Raw genomic sequence first — 18702 nt, forward strand, 5'->3', positions numbered from 1 at the left:
GGCGTCTCCTTCGCACGCTTCCCTCGGCATATCCGCTCTGGCGATTTTGCGCGATTTGGTGCCGTAGCTGGGATTGCCCAGTTATTCCGTGCGCGGCACGTCAGAACGTCCGAGGCTTGGGGGTGGGTTAGAGCTATTCGGTTGGGGGGAGCGGGGATTGGGCGGTGCGCAGGAGGTTGTCAGCGTGTTGGAGGAGCGTGGCCGGGTCGGGGATGGGTTGGAGGGGGTGCCAGAAGTCGGGGGTTGGGGTTGCTCGGAGGGTGAGGGTTTGGGGTGTGCGCCAGGGGGCGGCGAGGGCGAGCTGCCAGGAGTGGAGGTAGGTGCGGTCGTATCGGGCGGATTTGTCGAATAGGGGGTCGCCGACGATGGGGTGTCCGATCCAGGCCAGGTGTACGCGGATCTGATGGCGGCGGCCGGTGATCGGGCGCACGGCGAGCACGGTGTGGGTGGCCGTGCGCAGGACGGTGGTGAACTGGGTTGTCGACGGATAGTTCTTGGTGGCCAAGAGATCCGCGTCATCGACGAACCAGCGACCGGCCTGCTCGCGAATGGATTCGCGGGGCGCGGCGATTCGCACGCGGTTCTTGCGGCCGACACTGAGCGGCAGTTCGATGACGCCGCGATCGGGCAGGCCGGACGACTCGACGATCGCCAGATAGGCCTTCTCGGCCGTCTGCTTATTGAACTGCCTGGTCAGCTGCCCGTGCGCGCCCAACTCCTTGGCCAGCAGCACCAGTCCGGAGGTCACCTTGTCGATCCGGTGCACCGGATACAGCGTTTCCCCCACCGCTGCCGCCGCCTCGACGATATCGCTGGCGTGCCGCTCCCCGGTCACCGAAATCCCGGCGGGTTTGTTCAACGCCAGCACCGCCGCGTCCTCCTCGATAACGCAGCTCTCCCGCAACTCGGCCCAATCGAACTCCACCGGACGAGCTTAGAGCGCTGTTCACGCCACCCTGAACCCCAACGGAGCGAGTCTTACGAGCGACCGTTCGCGGCCCGTCTCGCGTCCGAGTCGTCGAAGCGCATGCGACGTAGTCGCGAGTCTCGACGGCTCGGACGCGAGACACCCAGGGGCCGCGAACACGCAGCGCCGCAGGCGCTGCAAATCAGACACAGCGGCGCAGGGTGTGCGGGCGCAGGCGGTTGAAGCCGCGGACGCGCACGCTGCGCAGATTGCGGATATCGAACTCCGGATTGCCGTCCAAGGCCGCGGCGGCGTCGTCATCGACGAGAACGGTGCCGGGTCGGGCGACGCCGGTGAGCCGGGAGGCGATATTGACCACCGAGCCGTACAGATCGCCGAAGCGTTGCAGCACCGGCCCGTATGCCACGGCGACCCGCAGCTCCGGCGTGCCGCCGACCATCATCGTGCTCTCCTGGATGGCCAGCGCGATGCGGGCCGCATCCGTTGGATCCTCGGCCGCGAACATGACCTCGTCGCCGACATTCTTGATCACCCAGCCGCCGTTTTCGGTGATCGCGGCGGTGGTGGTGGATTCGAATGCCTCCAGCAGCATGGAGAGTTCGTCGGGGTGCAGATGCCTGGTGAGCCGGGTGTAGCCGACCATATCGGCGAAGCCGACCGCCAACTCGCGCACCGCCTCGCCCGCCGTGGTGCCCGGATCGAGGGAACGGGCCAGGGCCGCGGCGAGGTGACGGCGCCACGCGTAGGTATTGAGCTGTTCGAGCGTGGAGATGGCCACCTCGGTGGCGGCGCGCGCGATTTCGGCCGGATCGGTGCCGGGTGCGGCCGCGGCCATCCGAGCGCTGATTTCGGCGAGCACCACATCGACCTGCCATTCGGCCAGTCGTGCCATGCCCTGTCCGAGGGTGCGTGCGGTCGCGGCCTGCTGACGGGAGTCCGCCGAGGCGAGCACATTGAGTGCGCGGAAATTGCGCACCGCGGCGATATCGGCGTCGGCGTAGTCGACGGCGGCGTCGTCGAGACCGGCCGGGAAGCCGAGTGCCGTCCACAGCCGCTTGGTCAGGTCGGTGGTCGTCCCGGCTTGTTCGGCGACCTCGGTCCGGTTGTAGCGGCGCGGTCCGTCGAGCAGATACGACTCCACGACCGACTCGACCAGCTCGGATATCTCGGTGGGAACCATGATCGGTACCTTACGGGCCGGGCGGTCGCCCATGGCGGCAACGGACCAGGTGGCAGTCACCGCCACCGTTGCCGCGGTCCGGGACTGTGATCGGTCACAATCAGCTCAGGTGCAGCCACTGTCCGGTCGACGGCACGCCCTGGTCGTTCACGACGAACACCAGGTACCAGCCCGGCGGCGCGAGCGCCGGATTCGACGGCAGCGTGATCGTCACGGAATCCGGTGCGGCGCTGGTGAATTCGAGATCGATCAGGCGTTGCTCGTTATCGGAGGAGTGGGTGCACGCCCCAGGTCGGACGAGATTCACCTCGCGCAGGGCCGTAGCGGTAGTCGCGGTAACGGTCGTGCCGTACGCGACGGTGTCCGTCGCGAGCGCGAGTCGCGGTCGCTCGCCTTGGAAAAGATAAGGCGGCCAATAGGTTTCGATGCGCAATTCCTCGGTCTTGCGCGCCGGATTCGAGCCGGCGGTGATTATCTTGCCGTCGGGTGTGAGCAGGGCGACGGAGTGGTACAGCCGCGGCACCCGACAGGGCGCGGTGTGCATCCAGGTACCCATCGCCGGATCGAAGATCTCGGCGTGCGGCGGGGCGTCGTGCGCCATCTCCTCCATACCCGAACCGCCGGTGGCCAGCACCGTTCGGTCCGGGAGCAGCACCGCGCTCAGATGCATCCTGGCATGATCCATCGGCGGCGCCGCCTGGTATTCCGGCGTTGCCGAGGTCAGATCGACGATCCTGGTATCGGCCAAAGCCGGTGCGGGACTGTGCATATCGTATCCGCCGCCGCCGAGAATCATGACCCGCTGTTGCTGCGCGGGTGGCAGCAGCACGCTCGCCGACTGATTGCGTGAACCCGGATCAGTGAGACCGGGCACCTCGACAGTTGCGCCGGTCGCCGGATCCCAAATCGACGGCCGCATGCCGTTGTTCGCACCGTATTGGCCGCCGGTGTAGAACAATCTGCCGTCGGCGAGTAGCACGAGATGCCCGTACATCGGGATCGGACCGGGAGATGGCAGCTGGGACCAGGTTTCGCTGCCCGCGTCGAAGAGTTCCGGAATGACGGATAGGAAGTTGTCGGCACCCAGACCCGATACCGCGACGATATTGCCGCTCGGCAGCGGCGCAAGCGACGGATACCAGCGGCCGAAAGCCATATCCGGCTTGGTATTCCAGGTCAGCGCGGCCGGATCGAAGATGAGTGCGTCCTTCAGTCCGTAGAACGGGTCGTAGCGTTCGGTGCCGCCCGCCGCGAGCAACCTGCCGTCCGGCAGGAACGCGTGTCCGACGCAGAACAGATCGATCGGGGTCTCGGGTGCGCTCAGTCCCGGTCGCGGGTAATGCCAGACGCGCGTACGGAATTCGTGGGCGTCGTGGCGGTCCGGATCGTTTCCGGAGCCGGCGAAGAACAGCACGTCACCGGTATGCAGCACGGCGGCGTGCACAGGGTTGATCTCGGTGCCGAAATCGAGAATGCGCCACAAGCCCATATGTGGTGCGTGCGTCAGATCGGTCTCCAGTTCGAGCACGCGCACATAACCGGCATTGACGCCATCCGGAGCGTCGATGGTGCAGACCACCAGTTCTGGAGGTGTGCCGTCGTGCGGCAGCAAAGCCAGTGCCGCGCCTTGGTTTTCGGCGAACCCCCACTCGGTCTTCGCCCACACGCTCCAGCCGTCGACCGCGTGTCCGGAACCTTCCAGGCCCCAGCCGATGGTGTACACACCGGCATTCACGCCCTCGGGATCGTCCACCGCGAAGACGATCAGTTCCGGCCTACCGTCGCCGTCCAGATCGGCGGCTGCGATGCCTGCGCCCTGGTTATTCCAGCCGTACCAGTCGGGTACCGCGACCCACGGCGTCCATTCGCCGACCGTGCCGTCCGCGGTCAGTCCCTTGGCCAACCGGAACTGTCCGCTGTTCTGGCCCGGCGGATTGTCGACTGTCAAAACGACCAGGGTGAGCTGCCCATCGACGGACGTGAGGCAGATATCGGCACCCTGGTTCTCCCAGCCGTACCAATCCGGCACCGTGATCCAAGGTGTCCAGCCGCCGGTCACCGTGCCGTCTTCGGCCAGATCGCGCCCGATCCGGTAGCAGCCCTGGTTCTGGCCTGGTGGATTGTCCACGACGAACACCACGAGATCGGGTCGGCCGTTGCCGCTCAGATCGCCGATCGCGATGCCCGCGCCCTGGTTCTCCCAGCCGTACCAATCCGGCACCGGCAGCCACGGTCCCCAACTCTTCGTCGAGCCGTCGGGGGCCAGTCCCATGCCCACCCGATATGACGCGGTGTTCTGACCAGCCGGATTGTCCACCATGAGTACGACGACATCCAGGGCGCCGTCACCATCGATATCCGCGATCGCGATCCCGCAATCCTGGTTCTCCCATGCGAACCAGTCGGGGACCGGAACGAATTGTCCTGCCACGCAATACATCGTCGCCCCGCACGCGCCATCTTGCGCGTCTAATGCCGAAGTTGTCCGATGATGTGGGTTACGGCTGTTGGTACGGCAGTAGGGATTCCCTGGACCAGGTGAGGGTGCCCGCGGCCAGATCGGCGATAACGGCGTCGAGCCAACGCAATTCGGCCTCGGTGACCGCGCGTTGGTACTCGTCCTCCAGCATCACCACCCTGGGCAGCTGCATCGCCGCGGCCTGTTTCGCATCGGCATCCATCTCGGCGAGCTTGGCGCGCACCGACTTTGCCCGCCGCTCCAATTCCATGCGAGCGCCCTCGGGTCCGAGCAGCATCAGGAACGACAGCGCCGCAGGGAATTCCGGGTACTCGTTGCGTGGTTCGCCGATCATCTCGGCGAGCCAATTCGCGCAGGCAGCGCGGCCGGCGTCGGTGATCTCGTAGACGGTCCGCTCCGGATATTGCTGATCGCGGCCGGTTTCGCGGACCGTCACCAGTCCGGCTTCCTGCAGCCTGCCGATCGTCTTGTAGAGCGCGGCGCGCTGGGTGACATTGACGACCTTGTCCTTGCCCCATTCCTTGATCCGGCGCTGGATCGCATAGGGGTGCATCGGTTCCAGATGCAGGATGCCGAGCAGTGCCATCGCCAGAGGAGAGCGCTTGAACTGCGTCGATGCCGTCATACCGACCATTCTAGTGGTGTCCCGAAAACTAGGTACCAACAAACTAGTTGCAAAGACACTAGTTTGTGTGCCACTATTGATTCATCAGCGGAAGCCGCCCGAGAGGATCGAAAAATGACCGCCAAGACCGCCGCCCGCATCCACGTCGACCACGAGACCGCCAAGCGCCTCGGCAACTGGACCGACGCCGACACCTTCGATATCACCGCCCGCTACGGCAGCGTGGTGATCGACCTGCGTTCGCCGCAGATCACCGGCGAGATCGTTGTCCACGCCGATCTCGACCACGCCATGGTGAAACTGCTCGTTCCGGATGACGCCGTCATCGACCAGACCGAGCTGCACTGGACCGGTCGCGGCCGGGTGAAGGATTTCGCGCGGCCACAGGACGCGGCGGGTCGCGTCATCCGGCTCACCGGCACCTGCAATCGCAGTGAATTCCGGGTGCACCGCGCGGGTATCGCCGTGCTGTCGGCAATGTTCTCGCGGGAGTTCTTCGAGGATGCGCGCCGGGCGCATCGCGAAGGCGCGCACCCGACCGTTGCCGACCCGGCCAACGCGCCGCGTTGATGTCGGAACCGGAGTGCCCCGACCATGTGGTTGGGGCACTTGGTATTTCAGCCTCCGTCGAGCCCGATCGTCAGATATTTCACGAAGAACTCGTTGTTCAGCGCATAACGTGAGCGCCGCAAACGGATCAGGGCGATGGCGTCATCGACCGAATGCCCCAGATCGAGCAGCGTCTGCGCGACCACCAAACCCGAGCGGTTGTATCCGTACTGGCAGCGCACCATGACGCTGCGCTCGGCGCGGACCGCGGCCGCGGCGATCCCGGCCAACGCGCGCGTCGCCGCCAGTTGCTCCGCGTGCAGCACCGCATCCGGAATCGCGAGGTGATGGTGTTCGACATCCGGTCCCGGCCCATGCCCCTCGGCCTGGTACAGGCTGATCACCACATCGAATTCGGTCCCGACGATCGCGGGCACCCGCACGCCATCGACATTTCCGTAATGATGCCCACCCATCCACAGCTGTGGCACGATCTCGTTCCACGGCGCATCCGCATCCGGTGTCTGCACCCTGGGCGGCCGGTCCATCTGCACCATCGTCGCCTCCCCGCGTCTTCTTTTACGGTACCGCCGTGCTGTGCCATGGCAACGGCTCGAGAATCGCGCACATGGCCGCCGTGCTGGCGATCCTGTTCATCGTGGTGGCGGTGTTGCTGGTGATAACGCTGCTCTGAACGCGTGGGGGTGCCGCGGATAACCCCCGTCCGTCGATAGAACGCGTTCTAGACAGAGTTGCCATTTTGTCTTACGCTCGGATCATGACGACAGAGTTGTCTCACCGACCGCATTTCGAATTGAGATCCGCGGAGACCTGGCGCGAGCCGTGGCAGATGTATGCCGAACTGCGCGCGCACGACCCGGTGCATCACGTTGTGCCCCAAGATGATCCGGCGAGCGACTACTACGTCCTGTCGCGCTATTCGGATGTGTATGCGGCGGCACGGGATGTCGCGACCTATTCGTCGGCGGGCGGTCTGACGGTCGACTACCGCGACCTGGGCGAGATCGGGCTGCCCGAACCGCGGCCGTTCGTCTTCACCGATCCGCCGGATCACACCAGCTTCCGCAAACAGGTCATGAAAGGTTTCACGCCGCGGCAGGTGCGCTCGGTCGAACCGCAGGTGCGCGCGTTCGTCGTCGAACGGTTGGAGCGGCTACGGGCGGCGGGCGAGGGCGATATCGTCGTCGAACTTTTCAAGCCGCTGCCGAGCATGGTGGTCGCGCATTATCTCGGTGTGCCGGAACCGGATCGGCCGAAATTCGACGAGTGGACCGATCTCATCATGACTGCCTCCGCAGGCGGCAGTCCGCTCGATGCCCAGGAGGCCATCGGCGAATTGATGCAGTACTTCACCCATTTGATCGAACGCCGCCGCGCCGAACCCGCCGACGATACGATCTCGCATCTGGTGGCTTCCGGCCTCGGCGCCGATGGCGACTATGCGGGCATCATCTCGATTCTCGGCTTCGCCTTCACCATGATCACCGGCGGGAACGACACCACCACCGGCAATCTCGGCGGTGCGGTGCAATTGCTGACCGAGCGTCCGGATCAGCGGCGACTGCTGATCGAGAATCCGGTGCTCATTCCGGATGCGGTCGAGGAGTTCCTGCGGCTCACCTCGCCGGTGCAGGGTTTGGCGCGAACCATGGTGCGCGACGTCGAGATTCACGGCACCACCATTCCGGCCGGACGTCGCGTACTGCTGCTGTATGCCTCGGCGAACCGGGACGAACGCGAATTCGGTTCCAATGCAAGCGAACTCGATGTATTGCGGCGGCCCAAACAGATCCTGACCTTCAGTCACGGCAACCATCACTGTCTCGGCGCGGCCGCCGCGCGCATGGTCGCGCGCGTCGCGCTGGAGGAATTGCTTGTGCGCTGCCCGGATTTCGTCGTCGATATCGATCGTGTGCGTTATGCCCCCGGCAGTTATGTGCGCTGGCCGGATCGTGTGCCGTTCCGGGTGTCCCGATGATGGCCGCATCGGATAGCGATCCGATGACCGGCAGGCCGGGGGATTGGTTGCGCCCCAGGCGTGCCGATATCGCGGCCGAGCAGATCCTCGATGCGGCCGCGCAGCTCTTCGTCGAGCGCGGCGTCACGAATACCGGGATGGGCGATGTCGCGAAGGCTGCGGGTTGCTCGCGCGCCACCCTCTATCGCTATTTCCCAAACCGCCAAGTGCTGCGAATCGCGTTCGTGCACCGCGAGGCTCGTCGGGTCGGTGCCGCCGTCGCCGAGCGGACTCGCGCGATCACCGATCCGAGCGAGCGCATCGTCGCGGTCATGCTCGCATCGCTGCGCGAGGTCCGTGCCGACCCCACTCTGATCGCGTGGTTCACCGCGGGTGATGCGGGTATCGCCAATGAGATCGGTCAATCCTCCGAGGTCATCGAGGCCATTGCCACCGGGCTGCTGCCGCCGACGGCCGATCCGGACCGCTCCCGGCTGGCCCGCTGGTTGGCTCGTATCATCATGTCGCTGCTCACCGCGCCCGGTCGTGACGAGGCCGATGAGCGGGTCATGTTGGAGCAGTTCGTTGCGCCGGTCGTCATGGGTGCGTTCGCGAGCTGACATCCCGCCCGCCCGGCACGGCAGCGAACGGGGTTGGCTCGCGGCCACGGCGGCCCGTCGCGCCGAGGTGATCGTTCGCCGTGCTTGACTTGGAGTGCACTCCAGATCGTAGCGTCGATGGCGAAATCGTCGACCAAGGAGGAAAGACTCGCATGATTCCGACCAGGAAACTCGGCCAGTTGACCGTTGGTGCACAGGGGCTGGGCTGTATGGGTATGAGCCAGGCCTACGGCGTGCGCGATAACGACGACGAATCCATTGCCACCATCCACCGTGCGCTGGATCTGGGTGTGACGCTGCTCGACACCGCAAATGTCTACGGCCCGGAGACCAACGAGCGCCTGGTCGGCAAGGCCATCGCCGACCGCCGCGATCGGGTTGTGCTCGCGACCAAATTCGGCATCGTGTGGGGCGAGGACGGGAGCATGGGTGCCCGTGGCGACGCCGCATACGTCAAGCAGAGTTGTGACGCATCGCTGGCCCGGCTCGGTGTCGACCATATCGACCTCTACTACCAGCATCGCGTCGATCCGAATGTCCCGATCGAGGAGACCTGGGGCGCGCTGTCCGAGTTGGTGCAGGCGGGCAAGGTGCGCTACCTCGGCATCTCGGAGGCCTCGGCGGCGACCATCCGCGGCGCGCACGCCGTCCATCCGGTGACCGCCCTGCAGAGTGAATGGTCGCTGTGGACAAGGGATATCGAGGCCGAAGTGCTGCCGACCTGTCGTGAACTCGGCATCGGCATCGTGCCCTTCTCACCGCTCGGCCGCGGCTTCCTGACCGGCGCGATCACTTCCACGGCCGATCTGCCCGCCGACGATTTGCGCCGCCGTCTACCGCGATTCGCTGAGGACAACCTCGACAGCAACCTCGCCATCGTCGCGGCGCTGCGCGAGCTGGCCGCCGAAAAGGGTATTACCGCAGGACAATTGGCGCTCGCCTGGGTGCAGAGCCGTGGCGACGATGTGGTTCCCATCCCGGGCACCAAGCGTCGCACCTACCTCGAGGAGAATGTCGCCGCCGCCGAGATCACCCTGACCGCAGAAGATCTCGCCCGCATCGATGCCGCAGCACCCGCCACCGCATTCTCCGGCGCGCGCTATCCGGAACATCTCGCCAAGGCCGCCGGTCGCTGACGCGGTCGGTTCACGCCTCGCATAGCGACTCACCGCCTGAAACGCCGTGCCTCGAACATACTGGTCTGCGACGGCGTTATTCGTTGGGGTTTACGCCCATGACGAGGCGGACCAGGGTGCGTGGGAAGCCTTGGAGGCGTTCGGGGGGATAGTGCACTGGGTCGCTGACTGCTAGTCGGCCGAGCATTTCGGCGACGGTCAGTAGGGAATTGGCGAGTAGGGCAGCGTCGACACCCGTCCAGCGGGGTTCGAGCGCCAAGCCCATGCGCACCAATGCCTCGGCGTGGTCGAGGATGATGGCGCGCGAATTGCGTAGTGCCTCACGATATTCCCTGGGTGCCCCACCCGGGGTGGCGAGAATCAGCCGCCACCGGGTGGGATTCTCCAGGGCCATACCGATGAATGCCTCCACCGTCGCCGAGGCGGCCACGACGGGATCGGAGCCGATCAGATCGGTCGGCATGGCCTCGACGACCTGGTCCAATCCGCGCTCGCGCTCGCGTTCCAGCAGGGCGGCGACCAACTCCGCGCGCGTTCGGAAAACGGTGTAGAGAACCGGCTTTCCGACGCCGGCCTCCTGGGCCACCGCCTCCATGCTCAGTTCCGGCAATTCGGTGCGGTGCAGCACTGCGAAGGCGGCATCGAGCACCTGGACGCGCCGCTGTTCGGGCGGTAGGCGCGGTGCATAACGCCGCTTCGGCCGGTTCGACGCGGTTCGCGATGTCGCCACTACCGCCTCACCTCCACCGGTTCATAGTGGCAGATCTTGTAACTTATATGGAATCGGTTCGACCGCACGACTTTCGGTGTCGAGAACATACGTTCCTGTTGTATTCGACGGAGTAAATTGCTACGGTTGCGTTATATTTGCTGCGACAGTGTGCGGTGGCGGGGCGCCAACGACGGTAGCTGCTCCCGACCTGTATGGATCGAGCATTAGAGGATCTGGTACACGACGGAACGAGGCAAGTCGATGAGGCCGACGCCGACCGCGATCGGATACCTTCGTCAGGACGTGTCGGGCGATGCGATGGACTGGGACATTGCCCAGATCCGTAAGTTGGCAACGCGATACGGATATGACCTCGCCGAGATCGTGCGGCTGGAGGGCGCGGGCACGCATATTCTCGCGGCATTGCGCGAAGTCATCCGCGAGACGGAGGCAGAAGCGGTGATCATGCCGAATCTCGCGCATTTGGACGATCGACCGGAAGAACTTGTGCGGGCGTGTGACGTTATCACCGTCAACCCGACCAATACCTATGCTCGACGGGCGTATCCCGGGGAATGTGTGTGGGCTGATTAGCCTGCGTCGGACGCGCCGTCTACGATCTTCGCGTTTGCTTGTCGTCAGCTGCTCCATCAGATCAGTTCGATCAAAGGAGAAGGTATTCGTCATGGCAATTTCTCGGAAGATCGCCACAGCTTCGGTCGCAGTCGCCGCACTCGCCGCCGCATTGGTCGGCACCCAGCAGGCGGCGGCCGATCCGATTGCCGGCGGCTGCTCCGGCGGCCAATTCAGTTACAACACAAGCCCGCTCGGGATGTCGGTCGCGCCGACCACGGCCACATGGAACGGCAATCTCACCGGTTGCACGGGCGCACCCGCGTCCGAGGCCACGGTCAGCGGCACCTTCAGTGGAACCGGGAGCTGCAACGGTGCCGACGGTCAGATCGACGGCAAGGTCAACTGGTCCAACGGTGCGGTCAGCCGGATCAGCGGGCCGTGGCATGTGCCGGGTGGTGTCGCCAGGTCGGTGTCCAACACCGTGACCATCACCGAGGGCCCCGGTTCGGGTGGCCATCTGGTGGTCGAACAAGGTCCGATCGGCAATGCCGTGGCAATGGCGGGGGCGTGCATCGCGGGTAATCTCCGCAATGCCGACGTGCCGATTCTCGCGGCGCGTTTCAACTGAACCGATGAACAGATAACGGGTACCGGGCCGTGCGCCCGGTACCCGTTTTCGCATACTTTCGCTTGCTTCCAGCCGCCGTCGAAAGAATCTGCTACACAGCGGAATTGCTGTATTCGACGCAAATTCAGCGGCTGGCCACCGGCGCAAGTTCAGAAGCAGTAGGGGAACTTGCAGGTCGAGGGATCGTTCGGACCGAAGATAATGGCGATCAGTCCATTGATGACGGTGTCCGCGACGCCCGATCCGGTGCTGATCGCCACCTCCTGTGCGGTAGCGGGCTGGTCGACGACGGCCACTTCGGCCGACGCCGTCGCGGGTGTGCTGATCAGGACACCGGCCGTAACCACCAGCAGAACCTTCCGGATCATATTGCTACCTTTCGCTTTTCGGACCATTGCACCTCGCAGCCTAGTCAGGACGTCGAGGGCAGCAGTCCCCGCCAGCGGTGGGTACGAATCTGGTTCTCACATGGCACGTCGACCGGTCGAGCGGTGAAATCCGTAGTGCCGCGTCGCGTCGCGTCGCGGACAGATGCGGGAGCGGTGGTGGTCGATGGAGCAGTTGGCCACGACGGTATCGGCCGGTTCCGCACCGGTGCGTTCGGTGGCATGGGGCAGGTGAATAACCCGCTGCTCGCAGACCTCGGCATGTGAGCGCTTGTGCCAGCCGAACGGCATCAGATGGACCCGTTCACCGCGTTCTTCCAGACGTTCGGTGATCTCGGAGAGCAAGTCCAATACATCGGCGATATGTGACAGCAGATCCAGTCCGGTTGCCGTTCTGGATCGTTCGGCGGGGCTCGTCAACTGAGCGAATCCGCTGATGACGATGTATGCCGCGTCGGTTTCGGTGGCAATCCGCCGGGCTTCGCGTCCGCCTCGGCAATGGCTGCTTCCATGGCCGAGGCGGATACGTCCGCGGGCGGCCCATCAGTGGCGAAATGGTCATCTTCCAGCACGATCAGCTCCAGGGTTGATTTGCCCCGCGCCGACTCGCTGGCGCCGCGGCCGTCCGGCCTCGACGTCGTGCAGGCGGCTGCCTTACCGACCGCCGGGCTGACTGCTTGGCAGGCACTGGAAGTGGCTGCGCTACTTCGTCTCCAACTGGCGCGTCCGGACCCAGGGCCAGGTCATCAAGGCCCATGTGGCGAGTAGGAGGACGGTGACTGTGAGGAGGTACCAGGGCCAGGGGCCGAGCACATCGAGGAGCGAGGGGGTCGTGGGTTTCGCGTTGACGAATCCGTAGTTGGTGTCGGCGATGGAGTTGAAGATGAAGGTCACCGCGACCCACGCCACTGTGACTGTCACAGCGACCCGATAGCTTCGCCAGTCCGGATGCATTCCGATGCCCCAGGTCAGGTAGATCGCCGCCCAGACCACTACCAGGTGTATCGCCCAGAAGGCCAGGAATTCGTAATGCGGGAAATCCGGGCTCTGCAGCGCTGGTGATATGAGCGCCTGCGTGCTCAGGGTGAGGCACCAGTAGTAGGTCAGTGCGTACGCCCAGCGCCGGTGCGACCACAGCGCATAGCCGGCGACCAGGGTCGCGAGGTCGGTCAGACGCAGCGGAACCGAGCGACCGAGGGTGGGCGGGAGCATTGCGGCGAGGTAGATCGCCAGGTACAACAGCAGTGTCGATACACCGAAGGCCCGGCTGAAACGGCGTGCGGCGCCACTGGTCTGGTGCGTGCGGCCGATCCAGACGACCAGCACCGCCCCTGCCACGAACACGGCCAGCACTATCCAGTGCGATGGCCCATACGCGGAGAACTCCCGCTGCGCGGAAGGCAGCTTCACGCCTACCTACCTTAGCGGCGCCGCACAGTCTCACCGGTGTTATAGGCGCCGACTGCTCGCGGCGGGATTCCAACCTCCGGCACCGCTTCAGGAAAGCGACAGTGCCACTGGCAGGTACTCGCTGGGGAGTGAGACGCCGAACCGCTGAACCCGCGGACCCCGGCCGAAAGCACTCGGCCGGGGTCCGCCGCCTACGGCGTCGCGATCAGCGGATCTCTCGGGTGAGTCGGGACGACCATGGACACCAGAAGCAACCCGGCAGGAATGCGCCGCAAGCCTCGTCCAGGTGATCCTCGACGTAGGAGATAGACGAGTCACAGACCTCGATCGCCATGGTGAAGAAGGAGATCGTGTCCGGGTCGAGGTGGAAGGTCCAACCCGGGTTGTAGTCGACCACCTGTTTCCTGATGCGTCCCATGACATGGATCGACATCTGCTCATCGCCGGCCAGGATCCGACGCGCTTCCTCGATGCGCTGCTCGTTATTGAGCCGGATGATGAATTCCTTGCCGGAGTAATCAGTGAATGCGAAGTCCGCCATGACATCTCCCTGCCAAAAGTAGTGGATGGGGGGTCGCGCGCGGTTCTGCATCGATGCACTCAGCATCGTATCGGCGAGAGAGCACTGTTGTATACGAAATTCTCTGTGCGACAACCAATTTGGACTGTCCGCCGGTTTCCGACGTAGGTAACCTGGCCGAGGGGTCAGTTCCGACTCTGGTTAGTGGCGTGGTGGCCGTTGCTTCGAGAGGAAAGCTGGGCGCGGATCGATTTCCCGGCGAGAATCAACTCACGGATCGCGATAGCGCCCCGCGCGACAGGCGCGGCGACCCGGCCCTCGGCGTCGATCAGCACAGCTGACGGTGTACCGCGGACGCGATATCGCAGCGCCGCCTCGTTGCCCTGCTGCACCAGCGACGGGATCTCGCCAAGACCCTGTTCGGCACCCCAAACGGCCTGCTCATCGGCATCGCCGTTCCCGACGACGACCATGGTCATGGCCGTGCGCGCCCGCCACCGCGGCAGCTCACGGGCCAGCGCGGCGCACATCTCACAGCCCGGGTGCACGAACACCAGCAGCACTGCCCGGCCCCCCGAGAGCAGGTCCGCGAGGTTCGTGCGGGCCCCCGCGACGTCGAGCAACTCGAACTCCGGCGCGACCGAGCCGACCGGCAAGCCCTCGGCTCCCAACGTCGAGAGCGCCTGCTCGTCCAGCCGACGCCGCAGCGCGCCGACCTGGCCGACCAGCCACCCCAGGACCCCGCACAGCAGCGCACCGAGCGCGAGCCCGGTCGCGGTATCGGCAGCCAGTCCGGCGGGCACCGAGGGCCGGGCCAACGCGCCCCACAGGACCATCGCCGCGAGCATCATCAGCACACCGTTGCGCACGATGCTGCGCGCGCCGATCGGCGTCGTACTCGCCGCGCCGAAGCATGAGCACGAGGGGCGCTTGCCGCGCCGCAACAAGCCGACCATGACCACCGTGAATACCGTCAGCAGGAGCAGCGCGCCGACCGCCGCCGCGACGGCCGTCCACGACAGGACGACGCCGACCGCCAACACCGCCTCGGCGACGGGCAGCCCCCACGCCACGGCGGGCACCCACCGCACCGGCACCTCGAAATCCCCCACCGCCTGCCGCGTACCGGCGCGATCGGCCAGTTTCCCCCAGGCCGACAACCCGAACACCACGGCGAGCGCCAACCGCGTAACCCACACCCCGTATTCGATCAGCATGGGCCGCACCCTCCCACATCAGCGGTTATTCGAATTAGGAATCGCCGGAAGAGTATTCGAGGTGTTGCGAATGTCTACTCTTTTCTCGATATAGAGGCATTCGCCTCATACCGCGGCCGGCCGGTCGCGATTTACGTTTTTCCACGTCACAACGAACGAGGAGAAGCGTGCTCACCCCCATTGCCTACGGTCTGGCCATCCTGCTCGACCTGATGATCATCTTTGTCGGACTGCGGTTCATGCTGGTGCCCGATGCTGCGGCGGCAGCCTACGGGGTTGCGGCGGAATCCGCGGGTGACGCGGGCCCATACCTGACCGTCAAGGGCCTGCGCGACATCACTTCCGGTCTCATCGGCCTGGTGCTGCTCGCCTTCGTCGGTGCGCACGCCGAGGGCTGGTTCATGGTGGCTGTGGCTCTCACGCCGTTCGGCGACACCGCCATCGTGCTGCGCAACGGCGGCAGGAAGGCTGATGCCTTCGGTATTCACTTCGCTACCGCGGTGGTCGTGCTGATCAGCGCCGCCCTGCTCTTCCTCGTCTGATGGTCGGAGTACTGATGTCGGCTCAGTCCAGTTCGAGCCGAGCGAGCGCGACCCTGCTGGAAACACCGAGTTTGGGAAAGGCTCGATAGAGATGGTTCCCAACGGTTTTGGGGCTCATGAACAGCTGGGCGCCGATCTCCTTGTTCGTCGCGCCCGCGGCGGCCAGCCGGACCACCTGAAACTCTTGGGACGTGAGCAAGGCGGTCAGATCGGAGGCGGTCCGGCCAACCGTGCCCTCGCCGGCCGCGCGCAGCTCGTTGCGCGCGCGCTCGGCCCACGGTTGCGCACCGAGCCGTTCGAAGGTCTCCAGCGCTTTGCGCAGCTCGGAGCGGGCCTGCCGCTGGCGCCGAGCGCGCCGCAACCATTCTCCGTACAGCAACCCGGTGCGCGCATGATCGAACCAACGCCCCTGCGCGGCATGCAGTGTCAACGCGCGAGCGAACAACTCGCCGTCATCGTCCAGCATGGCCCGGCAGCGCAATACATGTGCTTGCACCCACGGCGAGCCGGTGGCCGCGAACCACTGTTCCAGCTCCGCAGTCGGTCCGGTCGCACGTTCGGGGCTGCGCAGGCGCACTGCGGCCTCCACGTAGTCGCTCGTCAGGTGAACCCATTGGCCGAGAGCGTGATTCGCGACTCGGGACAGCGCGGCCAAGCGGTCCAGCACCTCCTCGTAGCGGCCGTACCCGAGGTCGAGCAGGGCCAGCGCCCACCCCGCTTGGGCGGAGCCGACGGCGTTGACGCCAAGGGTGTCCGCCGCGAGGTCACGGCAGCGTTCCTCCTCGCCTCGGATCGCGGCGAGGATGGACAGGATCGATCGGGCGCGGCGGACTACGTCCGGTTGCCCGATATCCTCGGCGGTGCGCAGCGCATCGTTCACGACCGCGTCCGACTCACGGAAATTACCGATGAGCAGCTCTGCTGCCCCGAGGTTGCAGCCGACGACGGGCATCCAGCCGACCATCCCCCGGTCCCGGCACTCCCTGTTCAGCTCCAGCAGGATCGCCCGCGCGTCATCGACGTCGCTGGCAAGAGCCGCCTGTCGGGCCGCCATCAAACGCATCGACGGCATTTCGGCGGGCATCGACCAGATGTGTGCGACATTCGCGCGGATCAGCCGCACCCCGGCGGCCGGGTCGGGTGAGTTCAGTCCGAGCGGCCCATCGAGCAACGCGAGCGAGGCGGCGTCTGCCGGACCCGAGGCGACTTCGACCATTCGCGCCCGTACCGCGGCAACGCCGTTCAGATCTCCCGCGGTCCAGGCGGCAACGGCCGCCTCGACCAGCATCGCGGTCGCCGTACGCGGCTCGATCGCGGCCACCGTCCCGGCGGCGGCGAGCAGCAGTTCGTATGCCGCGGACAAGGATCCGGCCTCGATCTCGAGCCGGGCCCGAACACTGGCGATCCGGGCCCTCGCGAGCGGGTCGGCTGCTGACTGCTCGGCCGCGGCGATGAGCCGGAGCGTGTCATCCCTGCGGCCCGCGTCGGCGGATACCTCGACCGCGCGGACAAGGCGACGCACTCGCTCGGTCGCATCGGGCGTGAGCCGCGCCGATCGCTCCAGTGCGGTGGCGGCAGTGGCGAAACCGGTTCGGCTGCAAGCATTCTCGGCGGCCGCCTCCAGCGCTGCGGCGATCTGCTCATCCGGGCCGGTCGCCGCGGCGGCGAGATGCCAGGCGCGGCGGTCGGGTTCCTCGGCGAGGGCAGCGGCGATGGCGGTGTGCACGGCGCGACGCCGAGTGAATGTCGCCAGGTCGTAGACGGCGGCTCGTCTGAGCGGATGGCGGAACGTGACCGACTGCGCCGACACCGTCAGCATGCCGGTCGGTTCCGCGGCCGCCAGCGCCTCGTCCGTCAGCCCGAGGTCGGCGAGCACTCGCAACACCAGAGCCAGCTCGCCCGTTTCCTCGGCTGCCGCCACCAAAAGCACGGTGCGGACAGACTCCGGCTGATTCGCGATATCGCGCTGATAACCGGCGCGCAGCCGATCCGGCAACGGCAGCGGACCCAGCGAGCGCGCGTCGAGATCCATCCGCGGCAGCTCGAGCAGCGCGAGCGGGTTGCCCGCCGACTCCGCAAGCACCCGCTCGAGCACCTCCGGTGACAGCCCGGGTGCATTGGCTACCACCAGGTCTCGCGCGGCGTCGGCCGCGAGCGGTGTCAGTCGAAGCTGTGACAAACCGGGTGCTGAGAACTCCTCGCGCCCGGCGAGAAGCACAACAACACCCTCGGCCCCCAGTCTGCGCGCCGCGAACACCAACGCGTCGATGGACGGCTGGTCCAGCCAGTGGGCATCGTCCACCAGGCACAGCACCGGCCCGGCGCCGGACAATTCGGCAAGCAGCGACAAAGTGCCCAGACCGACGAGAAAACGGTCCGCCGTGCGGTGCGGCCCGCCGTACCCGAATGCGCAGCGCAATGCGTCGGCTTGGTTCGATGGCAGCGCGTCGAGACCTCCCAGCGCGGAGGCGAGCAGCAGCTGAAGCCCGGCAAAAGGCAGTTCGGACTCCGACTCGACCCCGGTGGATCGCAACACCCGCCAGCTGTCGTCGGCCAGGCCGGACGCCACGTCGAGCAGTGCGGATTTGCCCGCGCCGGGTTCGCCCGTGAGGACAAGAGACCCACTGGATCCCTTTACGGCTTCCTCCAGCAATACCCGAATCCGTTGCTCTTCGGAGGCGCGGCCATACAACACCTCCGCAAACGTAAGTGCACCGCACCGAGACGGCAACTCGATTGTGCTTGCGACGACCGGTGCCCCGGATCGTGAGTCTGCAAGCCGCTCTCGCAGACGAAAGGCGCCGGAACTGCCGAATCGTCGCAAACCGCTCGGAGGCATCGGCGTGTCACAGTGTTCATGCCGCTGTTCGCGAATTGTTCCCTGTCGCCATCGCCTGCGGTGTCGGTACGACCGCGGTGCTCGCGGCGGAGGCGATGATGACTTGCGGCATGCCGAAACGGAGGTCGATCGCTCCGTAGGCCTGCCGGTCGCTGATGAGCTGTTCGGCCGCCGCGGTGTCGCGGACCGCCGTGACATAAAGCGATGTGGCACCATGCAATTGGTTCATGCTGCCCTATAGGTGCTCCGAGCTGGGGCGTCAGCTGACAGCAACCCCCTATGATGCGAACCTGCGACACCTGACCTGGGGATTTGGTTCGCGCTGATTCCTTCGCGATTTGTAGACCGTGTCTGGCCTGCGTAAATGAGGTTCCCGA

20 protein-coding genes are annotated in these 18702 nt (G+C 65.7%); 7 read left to right on the forward strand and 13 right to left on the reverse strand.

Annotation, left to right across the window (positions count from 1 at the left end; translation table 11 throughout):
- Window positions 1–133: 133 nt before the first annotated feature.
- The 4 genes from ON44_RS35310 to ON44_RS35325 all read right to left on the reverse strand — a co-directional run bounded on the left by ON44_RS35310 (window position 134) and on the right by ON44_RS35325 (window position 5212).
- Window positions 134–925: an RluA family pseudouridine synthase gene (locus ON44_RS35310; protein WP_051182783.1), complete on the reverse strand. Its 792-nt coding sequence runs from the start codon at window positions 923–925 to the stop codon at window positions 134–136.
- Window positions 926–1109: 184 nt separating this feature from the next.
- Window positions 1110–2108, reverse strand: coding sequence for an adenylate/guanylate cyclase domain-containing protein (locus ON44_RS35315; protein ID WP_040698767.1), 999 nt, complete (start codon window positions 2106–2108; stop codon window positions 1110–1112).
- 100 nt (window positions 2109–2208) lie between these two features.
- Window positions 2209–4539, reverse strand: a complete 2331-nt coding sequence (locus tag ON44_RS35320; protein WP_040698768.1) for a galactose oxidase-like domain-containing protein — start codon at window positions 4537–4539, stop codon at window positions 2209–2211.
- A 67-nt stretch (window positions 4540–4606) separates the two neighbouring features.
- A complete protein-coding gene (locus ON44_RS35325) occupies window positions 4607–5212 on the reverse strand; it encodes a PadR family transcriptional regulator (protein ID WP_040698769.1) in 606 nt (201 codons plus the stop codon).
- 114 nt (window positions 5213–5326) lie between these two features.
- Here ON44_RS35325 and ON44_RS35330 point away from each other — a divergent pair, with 114 nt between their 5' ends.
- Window positions 5327–5782, forward strand: coding sequence for a hypothetical protein (locus tag ON44_RS35330; RefSeq protein ID WP_040698750.1), 456 nt, complete (start codon window positions 5327–5329; stop codon window positions 5780–5782).
- A gap of 47 nt (window positions 5783–5829) precedes the next feature.
- Here ON44_RS35330 and ON44_RS35335 read toward each other — a convergent pair whose 3' ends face one another.
- Window positions 5830–6318, reverse strand: a complete 489-nt coding sequence (locus ON44_RS35335) for a protein-tyrosine phosphatase family protein (protein WP_218007698.1) — start codon at window positions 6316–6318, stop codon at window positions 5830–5832.
- A 221-nt stretch (window positions 6319–6539) separates the two neighbouring features.
- Here ON44_RS35335 and ON44_RS35340 point away from each other — a divergent pair, with 221 nt between their 5' ends.
- The 3 genes from ON44_RS35340 to ON44_RS35350 all read left to right on the forward strand — a co-directional run bounded on the left by ON44_RS35340 (window position 6540) and on the right by ON44_RS35350 (window position 9495).
- On the forward strand, window positions 6540–7760 hold the full coding sequence (locus ON44_RS35340; protein WP_040698752.1) for a cytochrome P450: 1221 nt from the start codon (window positions 6540–6542) through the stop codon (window positions 7758–7760).
- Window positions 7757–8359, forward strand: a complete 603-nt coding sequence (locus ON44_RS35345; RefSeq protein WP_373283261.1) for a TetR/AcrR family transcriptional regulator — start codon at window positions 7757–7759, stop codon at window positions 8357–8359. Before ON44_RS35340 ends, ON44_RS35345 begins: the two co-directional genes overlap by 4 nt.
- A 152-nt stretch (window positions 8360–8511) precedes the next feature.
- The gene (locus ON44_RS35350; RefSeq protein ID WP_040698754.1) at window positions 8512–9495 is read left to right on the forward strand and encodes an aldo/keto reductase; all 984 of its coding nucleotides are present in this window, start codon (window positions 8512–8514) and stop codon (window positions 9493–9495) included.
- Window positions 9496–9571: 76 nt separating this feature from the next.
- Here ON44_RS35350 and ON44_RS35355 read toward each other — a convergent pair whose 3' ends face one another.
- The gene (locus ON44_RS35355; protein WP_040698756.1) at window positions 9572–10225 is read right to left on the reverse strand and encodes a TetR/AcrR family transcriptional regulator; all 654 of its coding nucleotides are present in this window, start codon (window positions 10223–10225) and stop codon (window positions 9572–9574) included.
- Window positions 10226–10468: 243 nt separating this feature from the next.
- Between ON44_RS35355 and ON44_RS35360 the strand changes: the two genes are divergently transcribed.
- Window positions 10469–10801, forward strand: coding sequence for a hypothetical protein (locus ON44_RS35360; protein ID WP_040698758.1), 333 nt, complete (start codon window positions 10469–10471; stop codon window positions 10799–10801).
- A 91-nt stretch (window positions 10802–10892) separates the two neighbouring features.
- Window positions 10893–11411: a hypothetical protein gene (locus tag ON44_RS35365; protein ID WP_040698760.1), complete on the forward strand. Its 519-nt coding sequence runs from the start codon at window positions 10893–10895 to the stop codon at window positions 11409–11411.
- A 149-nt stretch (window positions 11412–11560) separates the two neighbouring features.
- Here the strand turns inward: ON44_RS35365 and ON44_RS35370 are convergent, their stop codons facing one another.
- The 5 genes from ON44_RS35370 to ON44_RS47285 form a co-directional block, all read right to left on the reverse strand.
- On the reverse strand, window positions 11561–11779 hold the full coding sequence (locus ON44_RS35370; RefSeq protein WP_040698761.1) for a hypothetical protein: 219 nt from the start codon (window positions 11777–11779) through the stop codon (window positions 11561–11563).
- Between the two features lie 96 nt (window positions 11780–11875).
- The gene (locus ON44_RS35375; RefSeq protein ID WP_040698762.1) at window positions 11876–12217 is read right to left on the reverse strand and encodes a hypothetical protein; all 342 of its coding nucleotides are present in this window, start codon (window positions 12215–12217) and stop codon (window positions 11876–11878) included.
- Between the two features lie 282 nt (window positions 12218–12499).
- Window positions 12500–13201, reverse strand: a complete 702-nt coding sequence (locus ON44_RS35380; RefSeq protein ID WP_040698772.1) for a YwaF family protein — start codon at window positions 13199–13201, stop codon at window positions 12500–12502.
- Between the two features lie 211 nt (window positions 13202–13412).
- Window positions 13413–13748, reverse strand: coding sequence for a BP74-related protein (locus ON44_RS35385; RefSeq protein WP_040698773.1), 336 nt, complete (start codon window positions 13746–13748; stop codon window positions 13413–13415).
- Window positions 13749–13912: 164 nt separating this feature from the next.
- Complete coding sequence (locus ON44_RS47285; RefSeq protein WP_051182784.1) at window positions 13913–14944, reverse strand: peroxiredoxin family protein; 1032 nt, start codon at window positions 14942–14944, stop codon at window positions 13913–13915.
- A gap of 167 nt (window positions 14945–15111) precedes the next feature.
- On the opposite strand from ON44_RS47285, the gene ON44_RS35395 reads away from it, so the two are divergent.
- Window positions 15112–15486 carry a DUF4267 domain-containing protein gene (locus ON44_RS35395; protein ID WP_040698763.1) on the forward strand — a complete coding sequence of 125 codons (375 nt, stop codon included), beginning with the start codon at window positions 15112–15114 and terminating at the stop codon, window positions 15484–15486.
- A 22-nt stretch (window positions 15487–15508) separates the two neighbouring features.
- Here the strand turns inward: ON44_RS35395 and ON44_RS35400 are convergent, their stop codons facing one another.
- A complete protein-coding gene (locus ON44_RS35400; protein WP_040698764.1) occupies window positions 15509–18181 on the reverse strand; it encodes a helix-turn-helix transcriptional regulator in 2673 nt (890 codons plus the stop codon).
- Between the two features lie 160 nt (window positions 18182–18341).
- Window positions 18342–18554 carry a hypothetical protein gene (locus ON44_RS35405; protein WP_040698765.1) on the reverse strand — a complete coding sequence of 71 codons (213 nt, stop codon included), beginning with the start codon at window positions 18552–18554 and terminating at the stop codon, window positions 18342–18344.
- Window positions 18555–18702 lie beyond the last annotated feature (148 nt).

Source organism: Nocardia vinacea NBRC 16497 (assembly GCF_000308835.1).
Lineage (GTDB): Bacteria > Actinomycetota > Actinomycetes > Mycobacteriales > Mycobacteriaceae > Nocardia > Nocardia vinacea.